This is a genomic window from Labrenzia sp. THAF191a (genome assembly GCF_009363335.1).
Classification (GTDB): domain Bacteria; phylum Pseudomonadota; class Alphaproteobacteria; order Rhizobiales; family Stappiaceae; genus Roseibium; species Roseibium algicola.
This window is the reverse complement of sequence record NZ_CP045333.1, coordinates 5,614,469-5,632,762: the sequence shown is the minus strand read 5'-3', so window position 1 is coordinate 5,632,762 and position 18,294 is coordinate 5,614,469. Positions and strand designations below refer to the sequence as shown.

The window sequence follows — 18,294 nt, the reverse complement described above, 5'->3', positions numbered from 1 at the left end:
CGGCTTTTCCCCTTCTCCCCTTGAAAAGCTTACGAAGGTTACTGCTTTGCGCCTAGGTTTTTTTCAAGTCCGACCCGGCAGTTTGACCCGTTCCGCCGAAAGCAAGCGTCGACAAGGCCCTGTCGGACTGGTGGCTCCAGGCGGTCAAGGCAGACGATAGGCGTGCCGCCGGACTGTCCTGCGGGTCCGAGGCGCGGCGCACACACCACCAGTCCAGCGAAACACCGCCTTCGGCAATCGGACGGGAAACCAGTGTTCCGTCAGCCAGCTCCGGCTCGATAGCCCACTTGCTGAAGATGGCAACGCCGAACTTGGCGCGCACCAGATCGATCACGGCTTCCGGTGTCGGCATCGGGGTCAGCCGCCGGAACGGCTGGGTGGGGGCACCAAGGAGGGTTGTCCAGTCAAAACCGGGTTCTGCTGTCAGCGGATAAACGAAGAAACGCTCATCGCCCATGTTTTCGCTGTTGACGACGGGCTCTGCGGCAAGCGGGTGATTGTGCGCCAGCACCGCGACAATCGGGTCCGTGCCCAGCTTCACTGCGCACAGCGAGGCAAGTGCCGGTTCGCGGCCGAAGACCAGCGAAACGTCCACGGAACCGTCGAGGAGCGAGGCCAGGGGATGCGCCGTCGCACGCGATGACAGATCGACCGACAGTTTCGGGTCGGCCGTGTCCAGATACTCCAGAAACGCGGGAAACCAGTGATAGCGGCTGTAGGTTGCCTGGCCGAGGCGAACGAGGATCCTGGCGTCCCTTGCAGAGGCTTCAAGATCCTGCTCCAGACGAAACAACTCGCCCAGAAAGGTCTCGCCCAGATGCCGCAGACGCTCGCCCTCCGGCGTCAGTTCAATCCGGTTCTCGGCGCGGCGTGCCAGAACCACCCCCAGGCGGCGCTCTGCTTCCCGCAGCCTGTGTGAAGCTGCAGACTGGGTCACGCCGAGACGGGTGGCGGACGCGGTCATGCTGCCGGTTTCGCCAAGCGCGGAAAGAAGGGTCAGGTGATGGAGGGCCAGTCGAGGGATCATATTTCTATGAAAGCATTTCATGATCTGAATGAAAACTAGGAATTTTGTTTGCTCATCGTTGCGCGGTATCGACAAGACATGAGCAACATCACCTTTCCTCACATCAGCCTTGGGACGACTGGGGCTACACTCGTCATTGCAGCCTCCGCAGCCTGTTTCGGCCTCGTGCCGATCTTCGTGCGGGAGCTTCAGGGCCTGGGCGCTGGCCCGGCCACAATCGCGCTATATCGTTACGGCTTTTCCGTCCTGTTCCTGCTTCCCTTTCTGCCGTTTGAAAAGCGCAAACGAGGCGGCGCCCTGTTGATGGCGGGGGCAGGTCTGGTGCTGGGGCTCAGCCTGATCGGCCATCTGGAGGCGATCCGCGTGGCACCCGTTGCCGCTGCCGGGGTCGTTTACATGTCCTATCCGGTTTTCGCGGCCCTCTTTGCCTGGGGTCTGCTCAGGCAAGCGTTGACCTGGAGATCATTTGCCTCGGCAGGTCTGGTTATCCTGGCAGCCGGGCTGCTGCTTGATCCGTCGTCGCTATCTCCCGAAGCACTGCAGGCGCTTTTATGGGCCATTCCTGCTCCCATCGCGTTCGGCTTTCTGATTGTTGTCCTCAGCGGGCTGGCAGGCGAATTGAATTCGCTGGAACGGACGGCTTGCGGACTTTCCGGGTCCGTCATTGGTTTGTTGCCCCTCGCAATCAATGAAGGGCAGGGCTCAGTTCTGCCGGCAAGCACCGGCCAGTGGGGCCTCATCGTCGCCATGGGCCTTGGAACGGCTCTTGTTCCACAAATCCTCTATACGATCGCCTGTCAGAAGGTTGGGCCTGTTCGCACCGCGGCTGCAGGAAGTTTCGAGCTGCCGACCATGTTTCTGGTCGGTTGGCTGGTCTTCGGCGAAGCGATTGGCTTGAGCGAGTTGCTGTCCGCAGCTCTGGTGTTGTCGGCAATCCTGATCGCGCCGTCCATCGGGGCAGGACCGCGATTGGATCGGGAAGTCGCACCGACAACATAAAATCTTGGAGTAAAGTATCTTGATATCGAGATAAAAATCACCTATCTCCTGTTCAGCCCGATGGATATATGCCCGGAATAGACTGGAGACACTGCTCATGACTGCCCGTACACCCGATCATCCGATTGAAAACCTGTTCGTCGACCGCTGGTCACCGCGTGCCTTTGACCGGTCGACGATCGAGGAAGCGGATCTGAAAACCATTCTGGAGGCCGCCCGCTGGTCGCCGTCTGCCTTCAACATCCAGCCTTGGCGTTTCGTCTATGCCCGCAGGGGCGATGCCGACTGGCAGGTCCTGGTCGATCTTCTCAACCCGTTCAACCGCGACTGGGCGCAACACGCCTCCGCACTTGTCTATCTGTTTTCCGACAGCGAAGTGGACGGCAAGGACGGCAAACCGAACAGAGCCAACGGCCTGCACACCTTCGATGCCGGTTCAGCCTGGGCGCATGCGGCCCTGCAGGCAACCGCGCTTGGTTTTCATGCGCATGGCATGGCCGGGATCCTGAAAGACGAGATCCACGAAAAACTCGGTGTGCCAGAGCGCTACCTGCCGCAGATTGCCATTGCCATCGGCCGGCGGGGCGACACTGCGGACCTGCCTGAAACCTTGCAGGAACGCGAAACCCCAAGCAGCCGCAAACCGCTGGCTGAAATCGCTTTCGCAGGTGCCTGGGCCTGAACGCCGAGGTCGGCACACAACCACTTTCCCAAAAAGGCAGCGGGCTGATTCCGCTGCCTTTTTGCTGCGGCAATCTGCAAGGGGTTTTTCCGGTGGCGGCAGGTATAGGATTGGCAAGTCGAATTTGCTGGAGGAAGCCAGGGCATGGCCATGACCGACAAACTGCCGGAAGAAAGTCTCCTCAATACCTATAAGGCAGCCGACGATTATCTCGACACCTTTTCGATCCCGATCCGCGGACGGGAAGACCTTTTGACCGCAGATATGCGCGTACTTGCCGAACGTATCCTGATGGCAGAAATCGGCTGGGTGACTGCGCTTCTCTCGTTCCGCGACAAGCTTGCAGGCCTCGTCGGCATGAAGACAACGAAGGCCCTGGCACAGGAACAAGGTGCCGATAACATCATCTGCAAGGGCGAGGGAGACCGGATCGGTTTCTTCAAGATCTATTCGGTTTCAGAAGATGAGATCATTCTGGGCGAGAACGACTGGCACCAGGATTTCCGTGTCTCCGTGTTCCGGAAAAGGGGAGGAGCCGCGCGGATCTATGTCTCGACCTGCTGCAAACGGCATAACCTTGCCGGTCATGCCTATCTTGCGTTGATCCTGCCGTTGCACAAGATGATCGTCAAAACCCAGCTTTCCAGGGGGACTGCCCTCCAGAACTGGGCAACTCAGAACGCCAGGTGACCGGTCTTTCTCCAGACGCGGGCGCCCTGGGTTGTCGTGATTTCCTGCCGGGTTCCTGCCGGCAGGCGTATCCAGGTGCCTTGATCGTGACGGCCGCTCTGGTCTTCGAAACTGCCTTCAACGACAAAATACTCCGCCCCGCCCGGGAAGGTCTGCGGAGCCAGTCTGGCGCCTCTTTCCCAGTCGAGCATCACCACTTCCTCTTCCGGCCGGATGAACAGCGGCAGGATGCTCTCTCCGGGTCTGCCAGCCTGCCAGCCGCTGGGATCCAGCGTGTTCACCCGGACAAAGGCATCATCGTCAGGCTGCATCTGGCGTAATTTCACAAGGATGACGGCACCAGGTTCGCTCGAAGGCACATGGCTGGAGCCCGGAGGATTGCGGACATACATGCCTTTGGGAAAATCGCCGCTTTCATCCGAGAACACACCGTCCAGAACCAGAAATTCTTCACCCATGTCATGCTTGTGGGCGGAAAAGGCAGAGCCGGGAGCGTATCTGACCAGACTGGTGGCTCGCGCGACCTCTTCACCATCGCGCTCCAGCATCCTTCGCTCCACACCTGCCATTGGTGAGGGCACCCAGTCGAGCGTGGCGCTGTCGACAATTGCAGGCTGCGTCAGGTCTGCATGAATTTTCATCCGGTCCATCCCAATATGATTCTTATTATGTTCACATGGGGCAGGATATCCCCATTTGGAAGGGGACAGATTTGAACTCGTTGTGAAGCCTTTCAGGCATTGCACCAATCGAACCAGCCAAATCAGAGCCTGCTTATTTCTCGCGGCTGCCCGGGCCTCAGGACGGGCTGGCCTGGGACTGACCCTCGCCATCGCGTTCCGGCCACAAAAGCCGGTCATATTCTCCGGTGTCGCGAAGCTTCCTCAAACCTTGGTTGAACCGGGTGCACAGTTCCTCACCGCTTTCGATGTTCCTGGAAACGATTACGCGGTAGTCCCAAAGGACGTTGACGTTTTCCAACGACTTGAAACGCGCGGTTTCCTCGGGAGAAAAAGCGTCAGCCAATGCGTCGGCAGCCACCTCTCCGTTGCCCATGACCACATCGACACGCCCTACATCAAGCATCTTGAAGAGGTCTGCCAGGGAACTTTGGCGATAGACGGTGATCTGATCGGCGGTAACCAGTTTATCCAGGTCTTCCCCCAGGGCTGCTCCGTCAAGTGCGCCAAGGCTCAATCCGCTGAGGTCCTGCACATTTTGCGCATTCACAGGTCGGTCTGACGAAAAGAAGAATTGCTCGCGCTCAACCAGAACTGCGTCGCAGAAATGAAAGAAAGGTTCTCGCTCAGCGGTTTTGCCCCAACCTGCGGAGGCCTGCCAGCGGCCGGACTGGGCTTCCAGCAGGGCACGTTTCCAGGGAAAGAAGCCGTACTCCACTGTAAGGCCTTCAAGTTCGAAGGCTTTTGCGACCACTTTGGCGTAGGTTCCGTAACCTTCGTTACTCTCTGAAAAATAAGGAGGCCACTCACCAACGGCGATACGGACGATATCGGCTTTGGCGGGATGTACCGAAAGCGCAAGGATCGACAACACAGCGCCGGCGAGCAGCGTTTTGAGTTGTATAAAAAAGAGCCGGCACGAAGAGCCTGCCAATCCATTGACTGTCACAGCGATTTCCCTGAAAAAGCTCTCGTTCCACCAACCTTAGCACAGAAGTCCTGCTTGGCACCTGGCAAAGCCGACATTGCTTAACGCAGGCCCGAACCGGATTTTCGGCCTCTTCTGGCGGCAGCCTGTCACTTAAAGGTTGCTATTCGGTGGAATTCTGGGAAAACCCGGCTTTCCCGGCAGGCTGGCTTTGCAAGTGGCACGGAATCGTGCTGACTACCGCACTGCACGAAATCCAGAAAACGGAGAAGCCGCAGCGCTGCCGAGGCTGCAAGAAAAGTGGTCGCATGACGGTACAAATCGATATCGGGGAAATGACGGGCGGCGCACGCGCCGGTCTTGATCTGGAAGAACTGCTGGCAACGCGCCTTCTGGTGCAGGGCAATTCCGGCTCGGGGAAGTCGCATCTCCTGCGCCGGCTTCTTGAACAGTCCGCGAGCTGGGTCCAGCAGGCCATTATCGATCCTGAAGGCGATTTCGTGTCTCTGGCAGACAAGTTCGGCCATGTCGTTGTCGATGCGGTCGGCACCGAGAAGGATCTTCAGATGATCGCCGCACGGGTGCGTCAGCACCGGGTGTCGGTGGTCCTCAATCTGGAAGGTCTTGATGCAGACCGGCAAATGAAAGCGGCTGCAACCTTTCTCGACGGCCTGTTCGATGCGGACCGCGATCTCTGGTATCCGATGCTGGTCATCGTTGATGAAGCACAGCTGTTTGCACCTGCCGCCGCCGGCGAGGTGACCGAGGAGGCCCGACGCCGTTCCCTCGGGGCCATGACCAACCTGATGTGTCGCGGCCGCAAACGAGGACTGGCCGGCGTCATTGCCACCCAGCGTCTCGCCAAGCTTGCCAAGAACGTCGCCGCCGAAGCGTCCAACTTCCTGATGGGCCGTACGTTCCTGGATATCGACATGGCGCGTGCTGCCGATCTTCTCGGCATGGAGCGGCGCCAGGCCGAAAGTTTCAGAAATCTCGACAGGGGTCACTTCATCGCTCTCGGACCGGCCATGTCACGCCGTCCCGTTCCGGTCAAGATCGGTCCGGTGGAGACCATGGGGCGGGGCGGAACACATAAACTGCTGCCACTGCCGGAGCAGCCCAAGGAAGACGCCAAGGATCTGATCTTCACACCGGGAGCGGACGAAGTTCAGCCGGTGCGCCAGCGTTTCGTCGAGCCTGTGGTTTCGACCGGCGACGTGCTCGACCAGCTCAGCAGTGCAGAACGAGCTAGTGCTGAAGACGTGCCACAGGCTGAGAGCCTGCTCGATTTCGGCGAACGCGAGCAGAAAATTTCCGAAATCATTGCAGGTATTCTGGAAGACGAGGAAGCTGCGTTCCAGCCGATTGCCACGCTCTATCAGGACTTTCAGGTCCGCTGCCGCATTTCCAAACTGGCGGGCGGCGCACCGGACCTGCAGACTTTCCGAGAAAAGCTCTCCGTTGCCCGTGCGGGCGTCGAAAAGGGCGAAATGGACGACGGAGCTTGGGCCCAGGCGGAACTGATCGCCTCCGAACTGCCGGAAGACATGCGCGGTGTGTACCTGTTGCTGGCAAAGGCCGCGATCGCGAAGGCGCCGTGCCCTGGCAACATTGAAATTGCCACCGCCTACGGCACACGGTCTCCCGGCAGGGCGCGCTGGCTGTTGAGCCATATGGAAGAACGCGGATTTCTTGTCTGCGCCACCGACTTGCGCGGCAATCGTATCGTGACGCTGACCGACCTTGGCTGGCAGACGGCACCGGGTGACGAAGCTGCCGCCTGATGCAGCCTTTCCAGCACACTGACTGGCGAGATGGCAAACTTTCGCGCATGCTTCCGCAGAAGACTGCAAGGGAGGCAAACATGACGCTGGAAGAGACCATCGACATCTATTGTGCAGCCTGGTCTGAACGTGACCCATCCTATCGGCAGGATCTGCTTGGCAGGTCCGTAGCGGAAGACATCAGATACACGGACCCGGAAACCGATGTGACCGGTATCGCTGCGCTGGTTGACCACATCTCCGGCGTCCTGGCCAAAAGGGTCGGTGCGAAGATCCTTCGGACCAGCAGTATCGACAGCCACCACGGCTCAGCACGGTTTGCGTGGCAGATGGTCAATGCGGACGGAACGGCGCTGCCGGAAGGACTTGATGTCGTCTGGATTGACGACCAAAGCGGCAAGCTGAGCGCGGTCTTCGGCTTCTTCGGGCCACTGAAGCGGGAAGGGTGACTGGCGGTGGTTCCCCGCCAGATCTCGCGCTGTTCACGCAGGCACTGAAACCTGAACGCTCTTCAAGTGCAGTCCGCCCTTTGGGGGCCGAAAGTCTGCATGGCAATGACAATCAAATCGCCGGACGCATCCTGCGGCCCAGCTCAGGCCGGTTTGCTTCCGCCGGTTTCGATGCCAGCAGATAGTCGAGTTGTGAAAGCTCCACCGAAATGCCATCGATCGTGCGGGTAAGCACGCCTTCCAGATAACTGCCACCGGGAGATCTGTCGCGGATCGCGATAGCCCGCTCCCGCGCCTTGCGCAGGTAAAGCATCATTGTGCGGACCTCGCCGCGCGTGACGGAGGTCAGTTGTTCCGTGCCTGGCGTCGACGCAGCAGCGGAGGAAACAGCGCAGGAATGCGCAACAGCAGTGTCGGCGAGCCGCATCGATCTTCTCCAGTGTTCCTGTTTTGTTCTTTTTACGTCAGCTCGTATTTTCATTCAAGTGTGGAATCTCAAAACAGCCATTTTCGAGAGCGGGAAATATGCCGGACAAAACAAAAAAACGGGCTCGCACAAGGGTTTGCGCGAACCCGGTTCTTGAGGTTATGTACCTGACCTAAGCGGCGCGGACGCGGCTCAGGAAGTCTGCAATGGTGGCCTGCAAGCCCTGGGCATGTTCGGAAACCGACTGGGACACCGACAGGACGTCGGCTGCCGAGCTGCTGGTTTCCTCGGCTGCCTGCATCACGTCGCCAACGCTGTTGCTCATGTCGCTGGTGCAGCTGGCTGCTTGCTGGACATTGTGGCTGATCTCGTTGGTGGCATCACCCTGCTGCGAGATCGCCGCGGCAATGGCTGCCGTGAACTGGTTGACCTCTTCCATGGTGCTGGCGATTTCCTGGATCGAGCCGACGGCATTGCGTGTCGAGGACTGGATACCGGTGACCTGCGTGGAGATTTCTTCCGTCGCCTTGGCGGTTTGCGTGGCCAGTTCCTTCACTTCCGCGGCAACCACCGCAAAGCCCTTGCCGGCTTCTCCGGCGCGAGCGGCTTCGATGGTGGCATTCAGCGCCAGCAAGTTGGTCTGTTCGGCGATCGCCTGAATGAGGCTGACCACTTCACCGATCTTCTGCGCGGCGCTGTCGAGGCTTCCGACCTTGTCGTTGGAGTCGTTGGCAGCACGGGTTGCACTCGTGACGACTTCCTTCGTCTGGCCGATCTGGCGACCGATTTCGGAAATCGAGGCGGACAGCTCTTCTGCGGCGGAAGCCACGGTCTGGACGCTGCTCTGTGCAACTTCGGAAGATCCGGCAACCGAGGAAACCTTGGCGGAAGTGTCGCGCGCGATCGCATCGAGAGACGCCGCGGTCTGCTCCATGCGCTTGCTGTTGCCGCTGACCTGGTCGAGAACGGCGTGGACGTCGCGCTCGAAGGTTTCGATCAAGGCTTCGACAGTCTTCTGGCGCTCCAGCTGGCTGTGTTGCGCCTGCTCGGTGTCGTTCTGCAGCGAACGCCGTTCGGTTTCGTTTTCAACGAAGATTTCAAGCGCACCGGCCATCTGGCCGATTTCGTCCTTGCGGTCGAGATAGGCCACCGGCGTATCGACATCGCCTTCGGTAAGCTTGCGCATGCGAGCTGTCAGCATCTGCACCGGTCCGGCAATTGTGGAACCAAGCATCCACATCAGGAACGTGCCGGCTACCAGCAGGCCGAGGGCGAGCAGCAGGCTCATCTGCATGGTGGAATTGGCGCTTGCCAGAAGTTCGCTCTCGTCAACGGCGACAACGATGAACCAGTGTTGGCCGGTGCCGTCCAGTTCGAAGCCCTTGATGGCTTCCACGGTACCGTTTTCGGTCGTGAAGGCAGCTTCATTCTTGATCGACTGGATCTTGTCGACCATTGCCGCATCGGCCTTCTGGCCGAGGAGGGCCGCGTCCGGATGGGACACCCAGACACCGGCTTCGCTGAGAAGGCCGACATAGCCGCTTTCATAGGTCTGGCCGGCGCTCACCGCCTTCTGCAGGCCTTCCAGCGACACGTCGATGGTGGCGCCACCGATGCCGCGTCCGGAAGCATCCATGATCGGCGAGGAGGCCGTCGCCATCAGCACGTCGACATTATTGACCGGGTAGAGATAGGGCTCGGTGACTGTGTCGTGGCCCAGGTTCTTCGGCTTGTCGTACCACTCTTCAGAGCCGCTATCGCCACCGAACAGGAGCGGTTCCCAGGCGACTTTTGTTTCGGCGTGATAGAAATACGGAATGAAGCGTCCCTTTTCGTCGGAGAAGTTGGCGCCTGCATTGTCCGCGTCCTTGCCGGCCATGTCCGGTTCCAGGATCGCACCGCCGCCGACAAAATGTTTGTTCTGGCTGATCTGGTGCTGCATCACGGCTGCATAGGCGTTGCGATCGCTGACGCCGGCGTGCTGCATTCCTTCCAGGGCATCGGCCGCAGCGCGGGCCGCAAGCTGTGCCTGTGCCAGCGTCTTGCCGGCATCCAGAGCAAGTGCCTCGGCAGTCTTGCGGATGAGATCTTCACCCGATTTCTGCGACGTGGCCTGGGTCATGAAGGTGACGGCAAGAATAAGCGTCAGGAATCCAACCAGGAACACGCCGCTCGAGGCGAAAAAGATTCGATTTCTAAGAGACATGAAAAGCTCCAACGGTGAGACTGCGGGAACCCTAGGAGACGCACGTAAAGCAAAGCTTACGTTCTGCGGCTTTTTTGCATTGCGGCAGCAGAAAATCCGGCCCGTTCGCAAAAGCATCGACATGCCGCTTGATCCCGGGGATCAAAATGGTTACATATGCAACTAAATTCATCTCCGAACCGGGAGGACGTCATGGATCAGAGAACCGACAGCAATCAAAATCTAGCTGGAAACGGCCGTAACACGGCGGATCTGGAATATATGCCGGGCTTCGGCAACGATTTTGAAACCGAGGCTCTGCCGGGCGCCCTGCCGCAGGGCATGAACAGCCCGCAGAAATGTGCCTATGGCCTTTATGGCGAGCAGTTGTCCGGCACCGCCTTCACCGCTCCAAGCCATCAGAACGAGCGGACCTGGTGCTATCGCATCCGCCCGTCGGTCAAGCACACCAGCCGGTTCAGGAAGATCGACCTGCCTTACTGGAAATCGGCTCCAAATGTCTGCGACGACGTGGTTTCGCTCGGCCAGTACCGCTGGGATCCGGTGCCACATACGGATGAAGGCCTCAACTGGCTGACCGGCATGCGCACCATGACGACGGCAGGCGACGTCAATACACAGGTTGGCATGGCCAGCCACATCTACCTGATCACCAAGTCGATGGAGGACGAATATTTCTACTCCGCCGACAGCGAATTGTTGGTGGTTCCGCAGGAAGGTGTCCTCAGGTTTTGCACCGAGCTCGGCGTGATCGAGCTGGAGCCGAAGGAAATCGCAATCCTTCCGCGCGGCCTCGTTTACCGGGTCGAGCTGGTGGAGGGGCCGGCACGCGGGTTTATCTGCGAGAACTACGGCCAGAAATTCGAACTGCCGGGCAGGGGGCCGATCGGGGCAAATTGCATGGCAAACCGCCGTGACTTCAAGACGCCTGTCGCGCACTACGAGGATCGCGATGCCCCGTCGACAGTGACTGTGAAATGGTGCGGCCAGTTCCACGAAACAAAGATCGGTCACTCGCCTCTCGACGTTGTTGCCTGGCATGGCAACTATGCGCCCTGCAAATACGACCTCAGGAACTATTGCCCGATCGGGTCGATCCTGTTCGATCATCCCGATCCGTCGATCTTCACGGTGCTTACCGCCCCGTCCGGGGTTCCGGGCACCGCCAACATCGACTTCGTGCTGTTCCGCGAGCGCTGGATGGTGATGGAAGATACCTTCCGGCCACCCTGGTATCACAAGAACATCATGTCGGAGCTGATGGGCAACATTTACGGCCAGTACGATGCCAAGCCGCAGGGCTTCATTCCCGGTGGCATGAGCCTGCACAACATGATGCTGCCGCATGGGCCGGACAACAATGCCTTCGAAGGCGCTTCGAATGCCGACCTGAAGCCGGAAAAGCTCGACAATACAATGTCCTTCATGTTCGAGACCCGTTTCCCGCAGCACCTTACGGAATTCGCCGCCAAGGATGCTCCACTGCAGGACGATTACATTGACTGCTGGGACTCGCTGGGCAAAAAATTCGATGGCACGCCCGAAGGGACGTGGAACAAATAGTCAAACCATCCAGGATTTGACCAACCGCAAACGGCAGATTGATCCGCACGAGTAGGTTACCCTGAACCTCCGGCGGTCCCCCCGGAGGCGGACAAGAACAAAGGCAGGAAGCCGCTGGAGGCTTCCCGGGAGAAACCATCGTCGGGCACCACGGTCTGGCGAACATTAGGAGCTGAAAACCCGATGAAACTGGCAACGCTCAAGGATGGCAGCCGCGACGGCAAGCTGGTGGTGGTCAACGACCGCCTGACCTTCTGCACCGACGCAAGCCACATCGCGCCGACTTTGCAGGCAGCGCTCGATGACTGGGAACATGTGGCACCGAAGCTGGAACTGCTGGCCGAGAGCCTGTCTCACGAAGCCGTACCGACGCTGCGTTTCCATGAACACGACGCTCATTCGCCGCTGCCGCGTGCCTACCAGTGGGCGGATGGTTCGGCCTACGTCAACCACGTCGAACTGGTGCGCAAGGCGCGCGGTGCGAAGATGCCGGAAAGCTTCTGGACGGACCCGCTGATGTATCAGGGCGGTTCCGACACATTCCTCGCCCCGCGTGATCCGATCTCCATGCGCGATGAGGCCTGGGGCATCGATATGGAAGGCGAAATTGCTGTCGTCACCGGCGATGTGCCGATGGGTGTCAGCGCGGAAGCCGCGCGCGATCACATCCTTCTTGTGCTTCTGGTCAACGACGTTTCCCTGCGTGGCCTGATCCCGGCAGAACTCGGCAAGGGTTTCGGCTTCTTCCAGTCCAAGCCGTCTTCCGCCTTTTCGCCGGTTGCCGTCACGCCGGATGCGCTTGGCGATGCCTGGAAGGGTGGCAAGCTTCACCTGCCGCTGCATGTCGACCTCAACGGTCAGCCGTTCGGCCGCGCAAACGCGGGCATCGACATGACCTTCGATTTCGGCCAGCTCATTGCCCATGCGGCAAAGACCCGGCCGCTCAGTGCCGGCACGATCATCGGTTCGGGCACGGTCTCCAACAAGCTGGACGGTGGTCCGGGCAAGCCGGTGGCAGACGGTGGCGTCGGTTATTCCTGCGTTGCCGAGATCCGCATGATCGAAACGATCAACACGGGCGAAGCGAAGACACCTTTCCTGAAGTTCGGAGACACTGTCCGCATCGAGATGCTCGACACCGAAGGCCATTCGATCTTCGGCGCCATCGAGCAGACCGTGGAGAAATACGAAGGGTAGTGATCGGATTTTCCGGGATCTAGACACCGTTTTCGGCAAGTAGCCTCTCCGCCTTGTGGGGAGGGGCTCGGGGGTGTGGTTTTCCATCCCGGAGAAAGACAAGAGTGCTGCGTTGGGTTGAGCCCTTCCGCCGCCAGAATATTTCAGGGAGAGGGCAATGCCTCACGTCGACCCGCTTGACCGGGCGGATCTGCCTCAGTTCGAGGAAAAATTCGCGCGTTACGATGCAATTCGCGGCTTTCTGCCGAACTCGATCCTCACCATGGCGCGCCGGCCGAATATCGCCAAGGCGTTCATGGATCTGAACCAGGCGATCCTTTATGAAGGCACGGTGCCGGAAGACCTGAAGATGATGGTCGCACTCATGACATCCATGGCGACCGGCTGCCGCTATTGCCAGGGCCACATGGCCAATCTGAGCCACGTCTACGATGTGCCGGACGAAAAGATTGCCGCCGTATGGGAATGCGAGACTTCGCCGCTCTTTACGGAGGCCGAAAAAGCGGCACTGGTGCTGGCCCGCGAGGCTGCCGGTGTTCCGAACGACGTGACCGAAGCTCATTTTGCGGCGCTCAAGCCGCATTTCAACGACGCCGAGATTGTCGAGATCGTCGCTTCGATCGCGCTCTTTGGCTACCTCAACCGGTGGAATGACACCATGGCAACCACAATGGAAGCCCATCCGGCTGCCGTCGCCAAAAAGGCGATGCCCGCATGGGACGAAGGCAAACACGGAGCCTCTGAATGAGCAAGCAATTCGCATCCGCCGGAGACATGACCGAGAAGAAGATCTCCTTCACCGAGATCGGCAAGGATCTCTGGGCCTTTACCGCTGAAGGTGACCCGAACACCGGCGTCATCATCGGCGACGACAGCGTCATGATCGTTGAGGCGCAGGCGACCCCCGAACTCGCCAACAAGGTCATTGAGAAGGTGCGGTCCGTCACCGACAAGCCGATCAGCCACCTTGTGTTGACGCATTACCACGCCGTTCGCGTGCTGGGGGCTGCCGCTTATCGGGCACCGACCGCGATCATGAGCCAGAAGGCCCGTTCGATGGTCGTGGAACGGGGCGCGGAAGACAGAGAATCCGAATTCATGCGCTTCCCGCGTCTGTTCATGGGCTATGAAAACGTCAACGACATTCCGCCTCTGACCTGGCCGACCACCACCTTCAACGACCGCATGACTGTCTATCTCGGCAAGCGCCGGGTAGACCTCAGCTTCCTTGGTCGCGCCCACACGGCCGGGGATATCGTTATCCACGTGCCGGACGCGAACGTCATGTTCACCGGCGACATCGTCGAATACCACTCGGCCTGCTACTGCGGCGACGGCCATTTCAACGACTGGCCGACAACGTTGGAAGCGATCCGTTCCTTCGATGTGGAGGCTATCGCGCCAGGCCGCGGCGATGCGCTGGTCGGCAAGGAGATGGTGGGCAAGGCGCTGACCAACACCGCCGATTTCGTCTCCTCGACCTATCGGCCGGTGGCCCGGGTCGCCCAGGGTGGCGGATCACTGAAAGAAGCCTGGGACGCCTGCCGTGCCGAATGCGATCCGAAGTTCAAGGATTATGCCATCTACGAACACTGTCTGCCGTTCAACGTTGCCCGGGCCTATGACGAGGCCCTCGGCATCGACACGCCGCGCATCTGGACGGCGGAACGCGACGCCAAGATGTGGGCGGATCTGCAGGGCTGACCCATGAACACTGTCCTGGACCACCTCCGCCTGATGGCCCGCAACAACGCTTACGCGAACGAACGTCTTTACGACGCCTGTTGCCGGTTGTCGCAGGCGGAGTTCGAGGCGGAAAGAACCGGTTTCTTTCCCTCGATCCGGGAAACGCTCAACCACAATTGGGAAGTGGACCGTTACTATCTGGATGCCTTGAAGGAAGAGGGGCAGGGGCTGTCGGTATTCGACACGCCGCATCTTGCCTCTGCAGCAGAGCTGAAACGGGCCCAGGAGAGTGCCGACGGAGCTCTGATCGCATTCTGCGACCGGATGGTGGAAGGAGATCTGGACCGCAATGTCGCTCAGGACCGGGGCAAGAGCGGTGTCTTTCACGAGACGATCGCCAACACGTTGCTGCACCTCTTTCAGCACCAGATCCATCACCGGGGGCAGGTGCATGCCATGCTGGCAGGAACCAGTGTTGCGCCGCCTCAACTTGACGAGTTCTTTTTGGAGTTCGACCGCCACCCGTCGGCGCAACGTTTCTGGGAAACCGGCTAGCGCTTCGGTGCAAGGATCAGCAGGGCGAGCCAGGTGAGGCCACCTGCAAGAACTATGATCTCGCTCACCACGATGGCGATGCCGACCATGCTCCAGTTGTCGGCGAGGACGGTGGCGGGAGCCGCGATGAGAAGCGCAAGGGCGACCGCGGACATCAGTCCGGCAATCAACCGGAATGTCCAGCGTCGGCCGGATGTCAACATGTTCTGACGTGTCAGGACTGGCATGTCACACCTCCTTCTTGGGGGATTGTCTAACGAAAACGCGCAAGCCCCCCTGCGGGTTCCGCGAAACAGGCAAAGGCGAACCGGTTCACGATGCCGGTAGGCCTCGGAAATTGGGAGAAACGCCTGTGACCAAGTTGTTTGAAGCGCCGCTTTATCCGTACAAGCGGTCCCAGGATCAGGATGCGGCGGCACCCGTTCGCCATCCGGTGGTCATCATTGGAGCCGGACCGGTGGGCCTCGCCACGGCTATCGATCTGGCTCAGGCGGATGTGCCGGTCGTCGTTCTCGATGACAACGACAAGGTTAGCGTGGGCTCACGGGCAATCTGCTTTTCCAAGCGCTCGCTGGAAATCTTCGACCGGCTGGGTTGCGGCGACGAGATGGTCGACAAGGGCGTCGTCTGGAACGTCGGCAAGGTGTTTTTCGGTGACCGGCAGGTCTACGATTTCAACCTGCTTCCGGAGCAGGGGCACAAGCGCCCGGCCTTCATCAACCTGCAGCAATATTATTGTGAACTTCATCTGGTCGAGCGCATTCGCGCTCTGCAGGTGGAAGGCAAGCCGGTGGAAATCCGCGGGGGCAGCCGGGTCGCGAACCTCAACCAGCGGGACGACCACACGCTGGTGACCGTTGAAACGGTCGATGGCGCCTACAATCTGGAAGCGGAATGGCTGATTGCCTGCGACGGGGCAGGCTCGCCGTCCCGCCGGATGCTGGATCTCGATTTCGTCGGCCGGGTGTTTGAAGACAATTTCCTGATTGCCGACGTTATCATGAAGGCGGATTTCCCGACCGAGCGCTGGTTCTGGTTCGATCCGCCTTTCAACAAGGACCAGTCGGCGCTTCTGCACAAGCAGCCGGACGGGGTCTGGCGCATCGATCTTCAGCTTGGCTGGGACATCGACAAGGAAGAAGAAAAGAAACCGGAAAACGTCATTCCCCGGCTCAAGCAGATGCTGGGCCCGGATGTCGAATTCGATCTGGAGTGGGTGTCGATCTACACATTCCAGTGCCGCCGCATGGAAAAGTTCCGCCATGGCCGGGTGATCTTTGCCGGTGACAGCGCTCACCAGGTGTCGCCTTTCGGTGCGCGTGGTGCCAACTCCGGTTTCCAGGATGCCGACAACCTCGGCTGGAAGCTGAAGCTGGTCATTGACGGCAAGGCTCCGGAAAGCCTTCTGGACAGCTATGCTTTTGAGCGCGAAATGGCCGCAGACGAGAATATCCTGCAAAGCTCGCGTTCAACCGACTTCATTACTCCGAAATCGGAAATCAGCCGTATTTTCCGTGATGCGGTGCTGGACCTTTCCGAACATCACGCTTTTGCCCGGCCCCTGGTCAATTCCGGGAGGCTGTCCGTTCCTTGCGTCTATGACGGTTCGAAGCTCAATGGACCGGATGTGGAAGGCCTGCCCGCGCGCACAAGACCGGGAAGCCCGGCTGTGGATGCGCCTCTGGCAGACGGCTGGCTGCTGGACTGGCTTGGCAGCGGCTTCCATCTGCTTGGTATCGGCGCCGAAGTACCCGAGAAGCTTCTGATCGACGGTATCGAAATTACCGGTGTCAGTATCGCGACTTCCGCAGCCGGTCAGGAGATCAAGGCCCGCTATCTGGGTGACGAGGCTTCGGCTGTCTATCTGATCCGGCCAGACCAGCATGTGGCGTCGCGCTGGACAGGCTATGACCGCACTGCGGTCGAAAATGCATTTGCAATTGCACTCGGGAAAGGCGGAGAGGCCTAATGGCGGAGATTGTCACCAAACCGAACCTTGAAACGCCCGACGGGTTTTATGCTGATCTGTTGACCGCCCATGAAGGCCTTACAAAGGCCGAAAGCGATGCGTTCAATGCCCGGCTGATCCTGTTGATGGCAAACCAGATCGGTGAGCGGCAGGTGCTTGAAAGGCTGCTCGAGGCCGCCAAGCGATAGGGCACGACCTTCTTCGGTTGCTTTGTTGCAGCTCGAAGCCGTGCGAGAAACCTCCGATCTGACGCCCCACCGGCTTACCTGCCAGTGGGGCGTTTTTTATTCGATTGATACATCGGCGTGACACGCTTCAACCTTAATGCAGGAACAAGGTGGGCTTGCCCGGTGATGCCGCGTTCTTCCTGAGGTGGTACGCCCGGCGAAGGCACATCAAGACAAGAATGATATTGCAACTCATTCGCAACAAGCTTGACAGTTGCGAATGAGTTGCAATATCACTTGCAGAAATGATGTTCGAACCGGGATATGGTGATGTTGAAAAAACTGCTTCTGACGGTCTCTCTTGCGGCACTTGCGGCCGGACCGGTAAACGGCGCTTCCGCACAGGACAAAATGAAGGTGGTGACCACATTCACCGTTCTTGCCGACATTGCGCAGAATGTTGCCGGGGAGACCGCCGACGTGGTGTCGATCACCAAGCCGGGTGCCGAAATCCACGGTTATGAGCCGACACCGCAGGACATCGTGCGGGCATCCGACGCGGACCTGATCCTGTGGAACGGCATGAACCTTGAGCGTTGGTTCGAGCAGTTTCTGTCCAACCTAGGCGACATCCCCTCCGTAACACTTACAGACGGGATCGAACCGATCTCGATCGCGTCGGGTTCTTATGAAGGAAAACCGAACCCGCATGCGTGGATGGGCCTGGACAACGCGCTGATCTATATCGACAACATCTCCAAGGCATTTGCACAATACGACCCGGAGAATGCGGCGGTCTATGCCGGCAACGCGGATGCCTACAAGGCAAAGCTGCGCGAAACCATAGAGCCGCTGCGCCAGGCCGTTGCCAATATCCCGGAAGACAAGCGCTGGCTGGTGACCTGTGAAGGCGCGTTCAGCTATCTCGCTCGTGATTTCGGCATGAAGGAACTGTACCTCTGGCCGATCAACGCCGATCAGGTCGGCACGCCGCAGCAGGTCCGATCGGTGATTGACGGGGTGCGAGAGCACGACATCCCGGTCGTCTTCTGCGAGAGCACGGTCAACACTTCGCCTGCCAAGCAGGTGGCTCGGGAAACCGGCGCGAGATATGGCGGCGACCTCTATGTCGACTCCCTGAGCGAGGCGGACGGCAAGGTGCCCACCTACCTGGATTTGCTGAAGGTCACCTCGAGCACGGTGGTCGAGGGGCTGAAATCCAATTCACAGTGATGGCCCGTAATAAAGACTGCCGGGCAGCATGACCCGATGCTGCCCTTGATTG

The 18,294-nt window shown here is 59.4% G+C and carries 19 protein-coding genes; 13 read left to right on the top strand and 6 right to left on the bottom strand.

The features are described 5' to 3' along the window. Nucleotides 1–52 precede the first annotated feature (52 nt). Nucleotides 53–1,027 (bottom strand): LysR family transcriptional regulator, encoded by a 975-nt coding sequence (locus tag FIV05_RS25870; RefSeq protein ID WP_173013948.1) that lies wholly within the window; start codon nt 1,025–1,027, stop codon nt 53–55. Between the two features lie 78 nt (nt 1,028–1,105). Between FIV05_RS25870 and FIV05_RS25865 the strand changes: the two genes are divergently transcribed. The 3 genes from FIV05_RS25865 to FIV05_RS25855 all read left to right on the top strand — a co-directional run bounded on the left by FIV05_RS25865 (nt 1,106) and on the right by FIV05_RS25855 (nt 3,398). Next, entirely contained in the window at nt 1,106–2,026 is a 921-nt protein-coding gene (locus FIV05_RS25865; RefSeq protein WP_152511491.1) for a DMT family transporter, read from the top strand. A 97-nt stretch (nt 2,027–2,123) separates the two neighbouring features. After that, on the top strand, nt 2,124–2,708 hold the full coding sequence (locus FIV05_RS25860; protein WP_023000065.1) for a nitroreductase family protein: 585 nt from the start codon (nt 2,124–2,126) through the stop codon (nt 2,706–2,708). 150 nt (nt 2,709–2,858) lie between these two features. Continuing rightward, the gene (locus FIV05_RS25855) at nt 2,859–3,398 is read left to right on the top strand and encodes a DUF2867 domain-containing protein (protein ID WP_209009791.1); all 540 of its coding nucleotides are present in this window, start codon (nt 2,859–2,861) and stop codon (nt 3,396–3,398) included. Here the strand turns inward: FIV05_RS25855 and FIV05_RS25850 are convergent. Together FIV05_RS25850 and FIV05_RS25845 are read right to left on the bottom strand one after the other, a co-directional pair. Then, nucleotides 3,383–4,039, bottom strand: a complete 657-nt coding sequence (locus FIV05_RS25850) for a cupin domain-containing protein (protein ID WP_055659505.1) — start codon at nt 4,037–4,039, stop codon at nt 3,383–3,385. The two genes, FIV05_RS25855 and FIV05_RS25850, sit on opposite strands and share 16 nt — an antisense overlap. Nucleotides 4,040–4,196: 157 nt before the next feature. Beyond that, nucleotides 4,197–4,949 carry a transporter substrate-binding domain-containing protein gene (locus tag FIV05_RS25845; RefSeq protein WP_173013947.1) on the bottom strand — a complete coding sequence of 251 codons (753 nt, stop codon included), beginning with the start codon at nt 4,947–4,949 and terminating at the stop codon, nt 4,197–4,199. A gap of 365 nt (nt 4,950–5,314) precedes the next feature. Between FIV05_RS25845 and FIV05_RS25840 the strand changes: the two genes are divergently transcribed. Both FIV05_RS25840 and FIV05_RS25835 read left to right on the top strand, forming a co-directional pair. Further along, the gene (locus FIV05_RS25840; RefSeq protein ID WP_031268989.1) at nt 5,315–6,790 is read left to right on the top strand and encodes an ATP-binding protein; all 1,476 of its coding nucleotides are present in this window, start codon (nt 5,315–5,317) and stop codon (nt 6,788–6,790) included. Nucleotides 6,791–6,870: 80 nt separating this feature from the next. After that, nucleotides 6,871–7,239, top strand: coding sequence for a nuclear transport factor 2 family protein (locus FIV05_RS25835; protein WP_152511488.1), 369 nt, complete (start codon nt 6,871–6,873; stop codon nt 7,237–7,239). Between the two features lie 112 nt (nt 7,240–7,351). On the opposite strand, the gene FIV05_RS25830 is transcribed toward FIV05_RS25835, so the two are convergent. Then, a complete protein-coding gene (locus tag FIV05_RS25830) occupies nt 7,352–7,666 on the bottom strand; it encodes a hypothetical protein (RefSeq protein ID WP_152511487.1) in 315 nt (104 codons plus the stop codon). A 172-nt stretch (nt 7,667–7,838) separates the two neighbouring features. Continuing rightward, nucleotides 7,839–9,872, bottom strand: a complete 2,034-nt coding sequence (locus tag FIV05_RS25825; RefSeq protein WP_173013946.1) for a methyl-accepting chemotaxis protein — start codon at nt 9,870–9,872, stop codon at nt 7,839–7,841. 192 nt (nt 9,873–10,064) lie between these two features. Here FIV05_RS25825 and hmgA point away from each other — a divergent pair, with 192 nt between their 5' ends. The 5 genes from hmgA (at nt 10,065) to FIV05_RS25800 (ending at nt 14,873) form a co-directional block, all read left to right on the top strand. Next, nucleotides 10,065–11,435, top strand: coding sequence for a homogentisate 1,2-dioxygenase (gene hmgA, locus FIV05_RS25820; protein WP_152511485.1), 1,371 nt, complete (start codon nt 10,065–10,067; stop codon nt 11,433–11,435). Between the two features lie 183 nt (nt 11,436–11,618). Further along, nucleotides 11,619–12,632, top strand: a complete 1,014-nt coding sequence (locus tag FIV05_RS25815) for a fumarylacetoacetate hydrolase family protein (RefSeq protein ID WP_077290443.1) — start codon at nt 11,619–11,621, stop codon at nt 12,630–12,632. A 157-nt stretch (nt 12,633–12,789) separates the two neighbouring features. Continuing rightward, nucleotides 12,790–13,380: a carboxymuconolactone decarboxylase family protein gene (locus FIV05_RS25810; RefSeq protein WP_152511484.1), complete on the top strand. Its 591-nt coding sequence runs from the start codon at nt 12,790–12,792 to the stop codon at nt 13,378–13,380. After that, the gene (locus tag FIV05_RS25805) at nt 13,377–14,336 is read left to right on the top strand and encodes an MBL fold metallo-hydrolase (RefSeq protein WP_152511483.1); all 960 of its coding nucleotides are present in this window, start codon (nt 13,377–13,379) and stop codon (nt 14,334–14,336) included. The genes FIV05_RS25810 and FIV05_RS25805 overlap by 4 nt, the downstream gene beginning before the upstream one ends. Nucleotides 14,337–14,339: 3 nt before the next feature. Continuing rightward, nucleotides 14,340–14,873, top strand: a complete 534-nt coding sequence (locus FIV05_RS25800) for a DinB family protein (RefSeq protein WP_152511482.1) — start codon at nt 14,340–14,342, stop codon at nt 14,871–14,873. Here the strand turns inward: FIV05_RS25800 and FIV05_RS25795 are convergent. Next, a complete protein-coding gene (locus FIV05_RS25795) occupies nt 14,870–15,100 on the bottom strand; it encodes a hypothetical protein (RefSeq protein WP_023000078.1) in 231 nt (76 codons plus the stop codon). The genes FIV05_RS25800 and FIV05_RS25795 overlap by 4 nt on opposite strands. Nucleotides 15,101–15,225: 125 nt before the next feature. On the opposite strand from FIV05_RS25795, the gene FIV05_RS25790 reads away from it, so the two are divergent. The 3 genes from FIV05_RS25790 (at nt 15,226) to FIV05_RS25780 (ending at nt 18,242) form a co-directional block, all read left to right on the top strand. Then, on the top strand, nt 15,226–16,842 hold the full coding sequence (locus FIV05_RS25790; RefSeq protein WP_152511481.1) for an FAD-dependent oxidoreductase: 1,617 nt from the start codon (nt 15,226–15,228) through the stop codon (nt 16,840–16,842). Then, the gene (locus FIV05_RS25785) at nt 16,842–17,030 is read left to right on the top strand and encodes a DUF2783 domain-containing protein (RefSeq protein WP_152511480.1); all 189 of its coding nucleotides are present in this window, start codon (nt 16,842–16,844) and stop codon (nt 17,028–17,030) included. Before FIV05_RS25790 ends, FIV05_RS25785 begins: the two co-directional genes overlap by 1 nt. 303 nt (nt 17,031–17,333) lie before the next feature. Continuing rightward, the gene (locus tag FIV05_RS25780) at nt 17,334–18,242 is read left to right on the top strand and encodes a metal ABC transporter substrate-binding protein (RefSeq protein WP_209009789.1); all 909 of its coding nucleotides are present in this window, start codon (nt 17,334–17,336) and stop codon (nt 18,240–18,242) included. The last annotated feature ends 52 nt before the right edge of the window (nt 18,243–18,294 follow it).

Coding starts and splice junctions, on each gene's coding strand:
- FIV05_RS25870 (WP_173013948.1), bottom strand. CDS start 1,027: ATGATCCCTCGACTGGCCCTCCATCACCTGACCCTTCTTTCCGCGCTT.
- FIV05_RS25865 (WP_152511491.1), top strand. CDS start 1,106: ATGAGCAACATCACCTTTCCTCACATCAGCCTTGGGACGACTGGGGCT.
- FIV05_RS25860 (WP_023000065.1), top strand. CDS start 2,124: ATGACTGCCCGTACACCCGATCATCCGATTGAAAACCTGTTCGTCGAC.
- FIV05_RS25855 (WP_209009791.1), top strand. CDS start 2,859: ATGACCGACAAACTGCCGGAAGAAAGTCTCCTCAATACCTATAAGGCA.
- FIV05_RS25850 (WP_055659505.1), bottom strand. CDS start 4,039: ATGAAAATTCATGCAGACCTGACGCAGCCTGCAATTGTCGACAGCGCC.
- FIV05_RS25840 (WP_031268989.1), top strand. CDS start 5,315: ATGACGGTACAAATCGATATCGGGGAAATGACGGGCGGCGCACGCGCC.
- FIV05_RS25835 (WP_152511488.1), top strand. CDS start 6,871: ATGACGCTGGAAGAGACCATCGACATCTATTGTGCAGCCTGGTCTGAA.
- FIV05_RS25830 (WP_152511487.1), bottom strand. CDS start 7,666: ATGCGGCTCGCCGACACTGCTGTTGCGCATTCCTGCGCTGTTTCCTCC.
- FIV05_RS25825 (WP_173013946.1), bottom strand. CDS start 9,872: ATGTCTCTTAGAAATCGAATCTTTTTCGCCTCGAGCGGCGTGTTCCTG.
- hmgA (WP_152511485.1), top strand. CDS start 10,065: ATGGATCAGAGAACCGACAGCAATCAAAATCTAGCTGGAAACGGCCGT.
- FIV05_RS25815 (WP_077290443.1), top strand. CDS start 11,619: ATGAAACTGGCAACGCTCAAGGATGGCAGCCGCGACGGCAAGCTGGTG.
- FIV05_RS25810 (WP_152511484.1), top strand. CDS start 12,790: ATGCCTCACGTCGACCCGCTTGACCGGGCGGATCTGCCTCAGTTCGAG.
- FIV05_RS25805 (WP_152511483.1), top strand. CDS start 13,377: ATGAGCAAGCAATTCGCATCCGCCGGAGACATGACCGAGAAGAAGATC.
- FIV05_RS25800 (WP_152511482.1), top strand. CDS start 14,340: ATGAACACTGTCCTGGACCACCTCCGCCTGATGGCCCGCAACAACGCT.
- FIV05_RS25795 (WP_023000078.1), bottom strand. CDS start 15,100: ATGCCAGTCCTGACACGTCAGAACATGTTGACATCCGGCCGACGCTGG.
- FIV05_RS25785 (WP_152511480.1), top strand. CDS start 16,842: ATGGCGGAGATTGTCACCAAACCGAACCTTGAAACGCCCGACGGGTTT.
- FIV05_RS25780 (WP_209009789.1), top strand. CDS start 17,334: ATGGTGATGTTGAAAAAACTGCTTCTGACGGTCTCTCTTGCGGCACTT.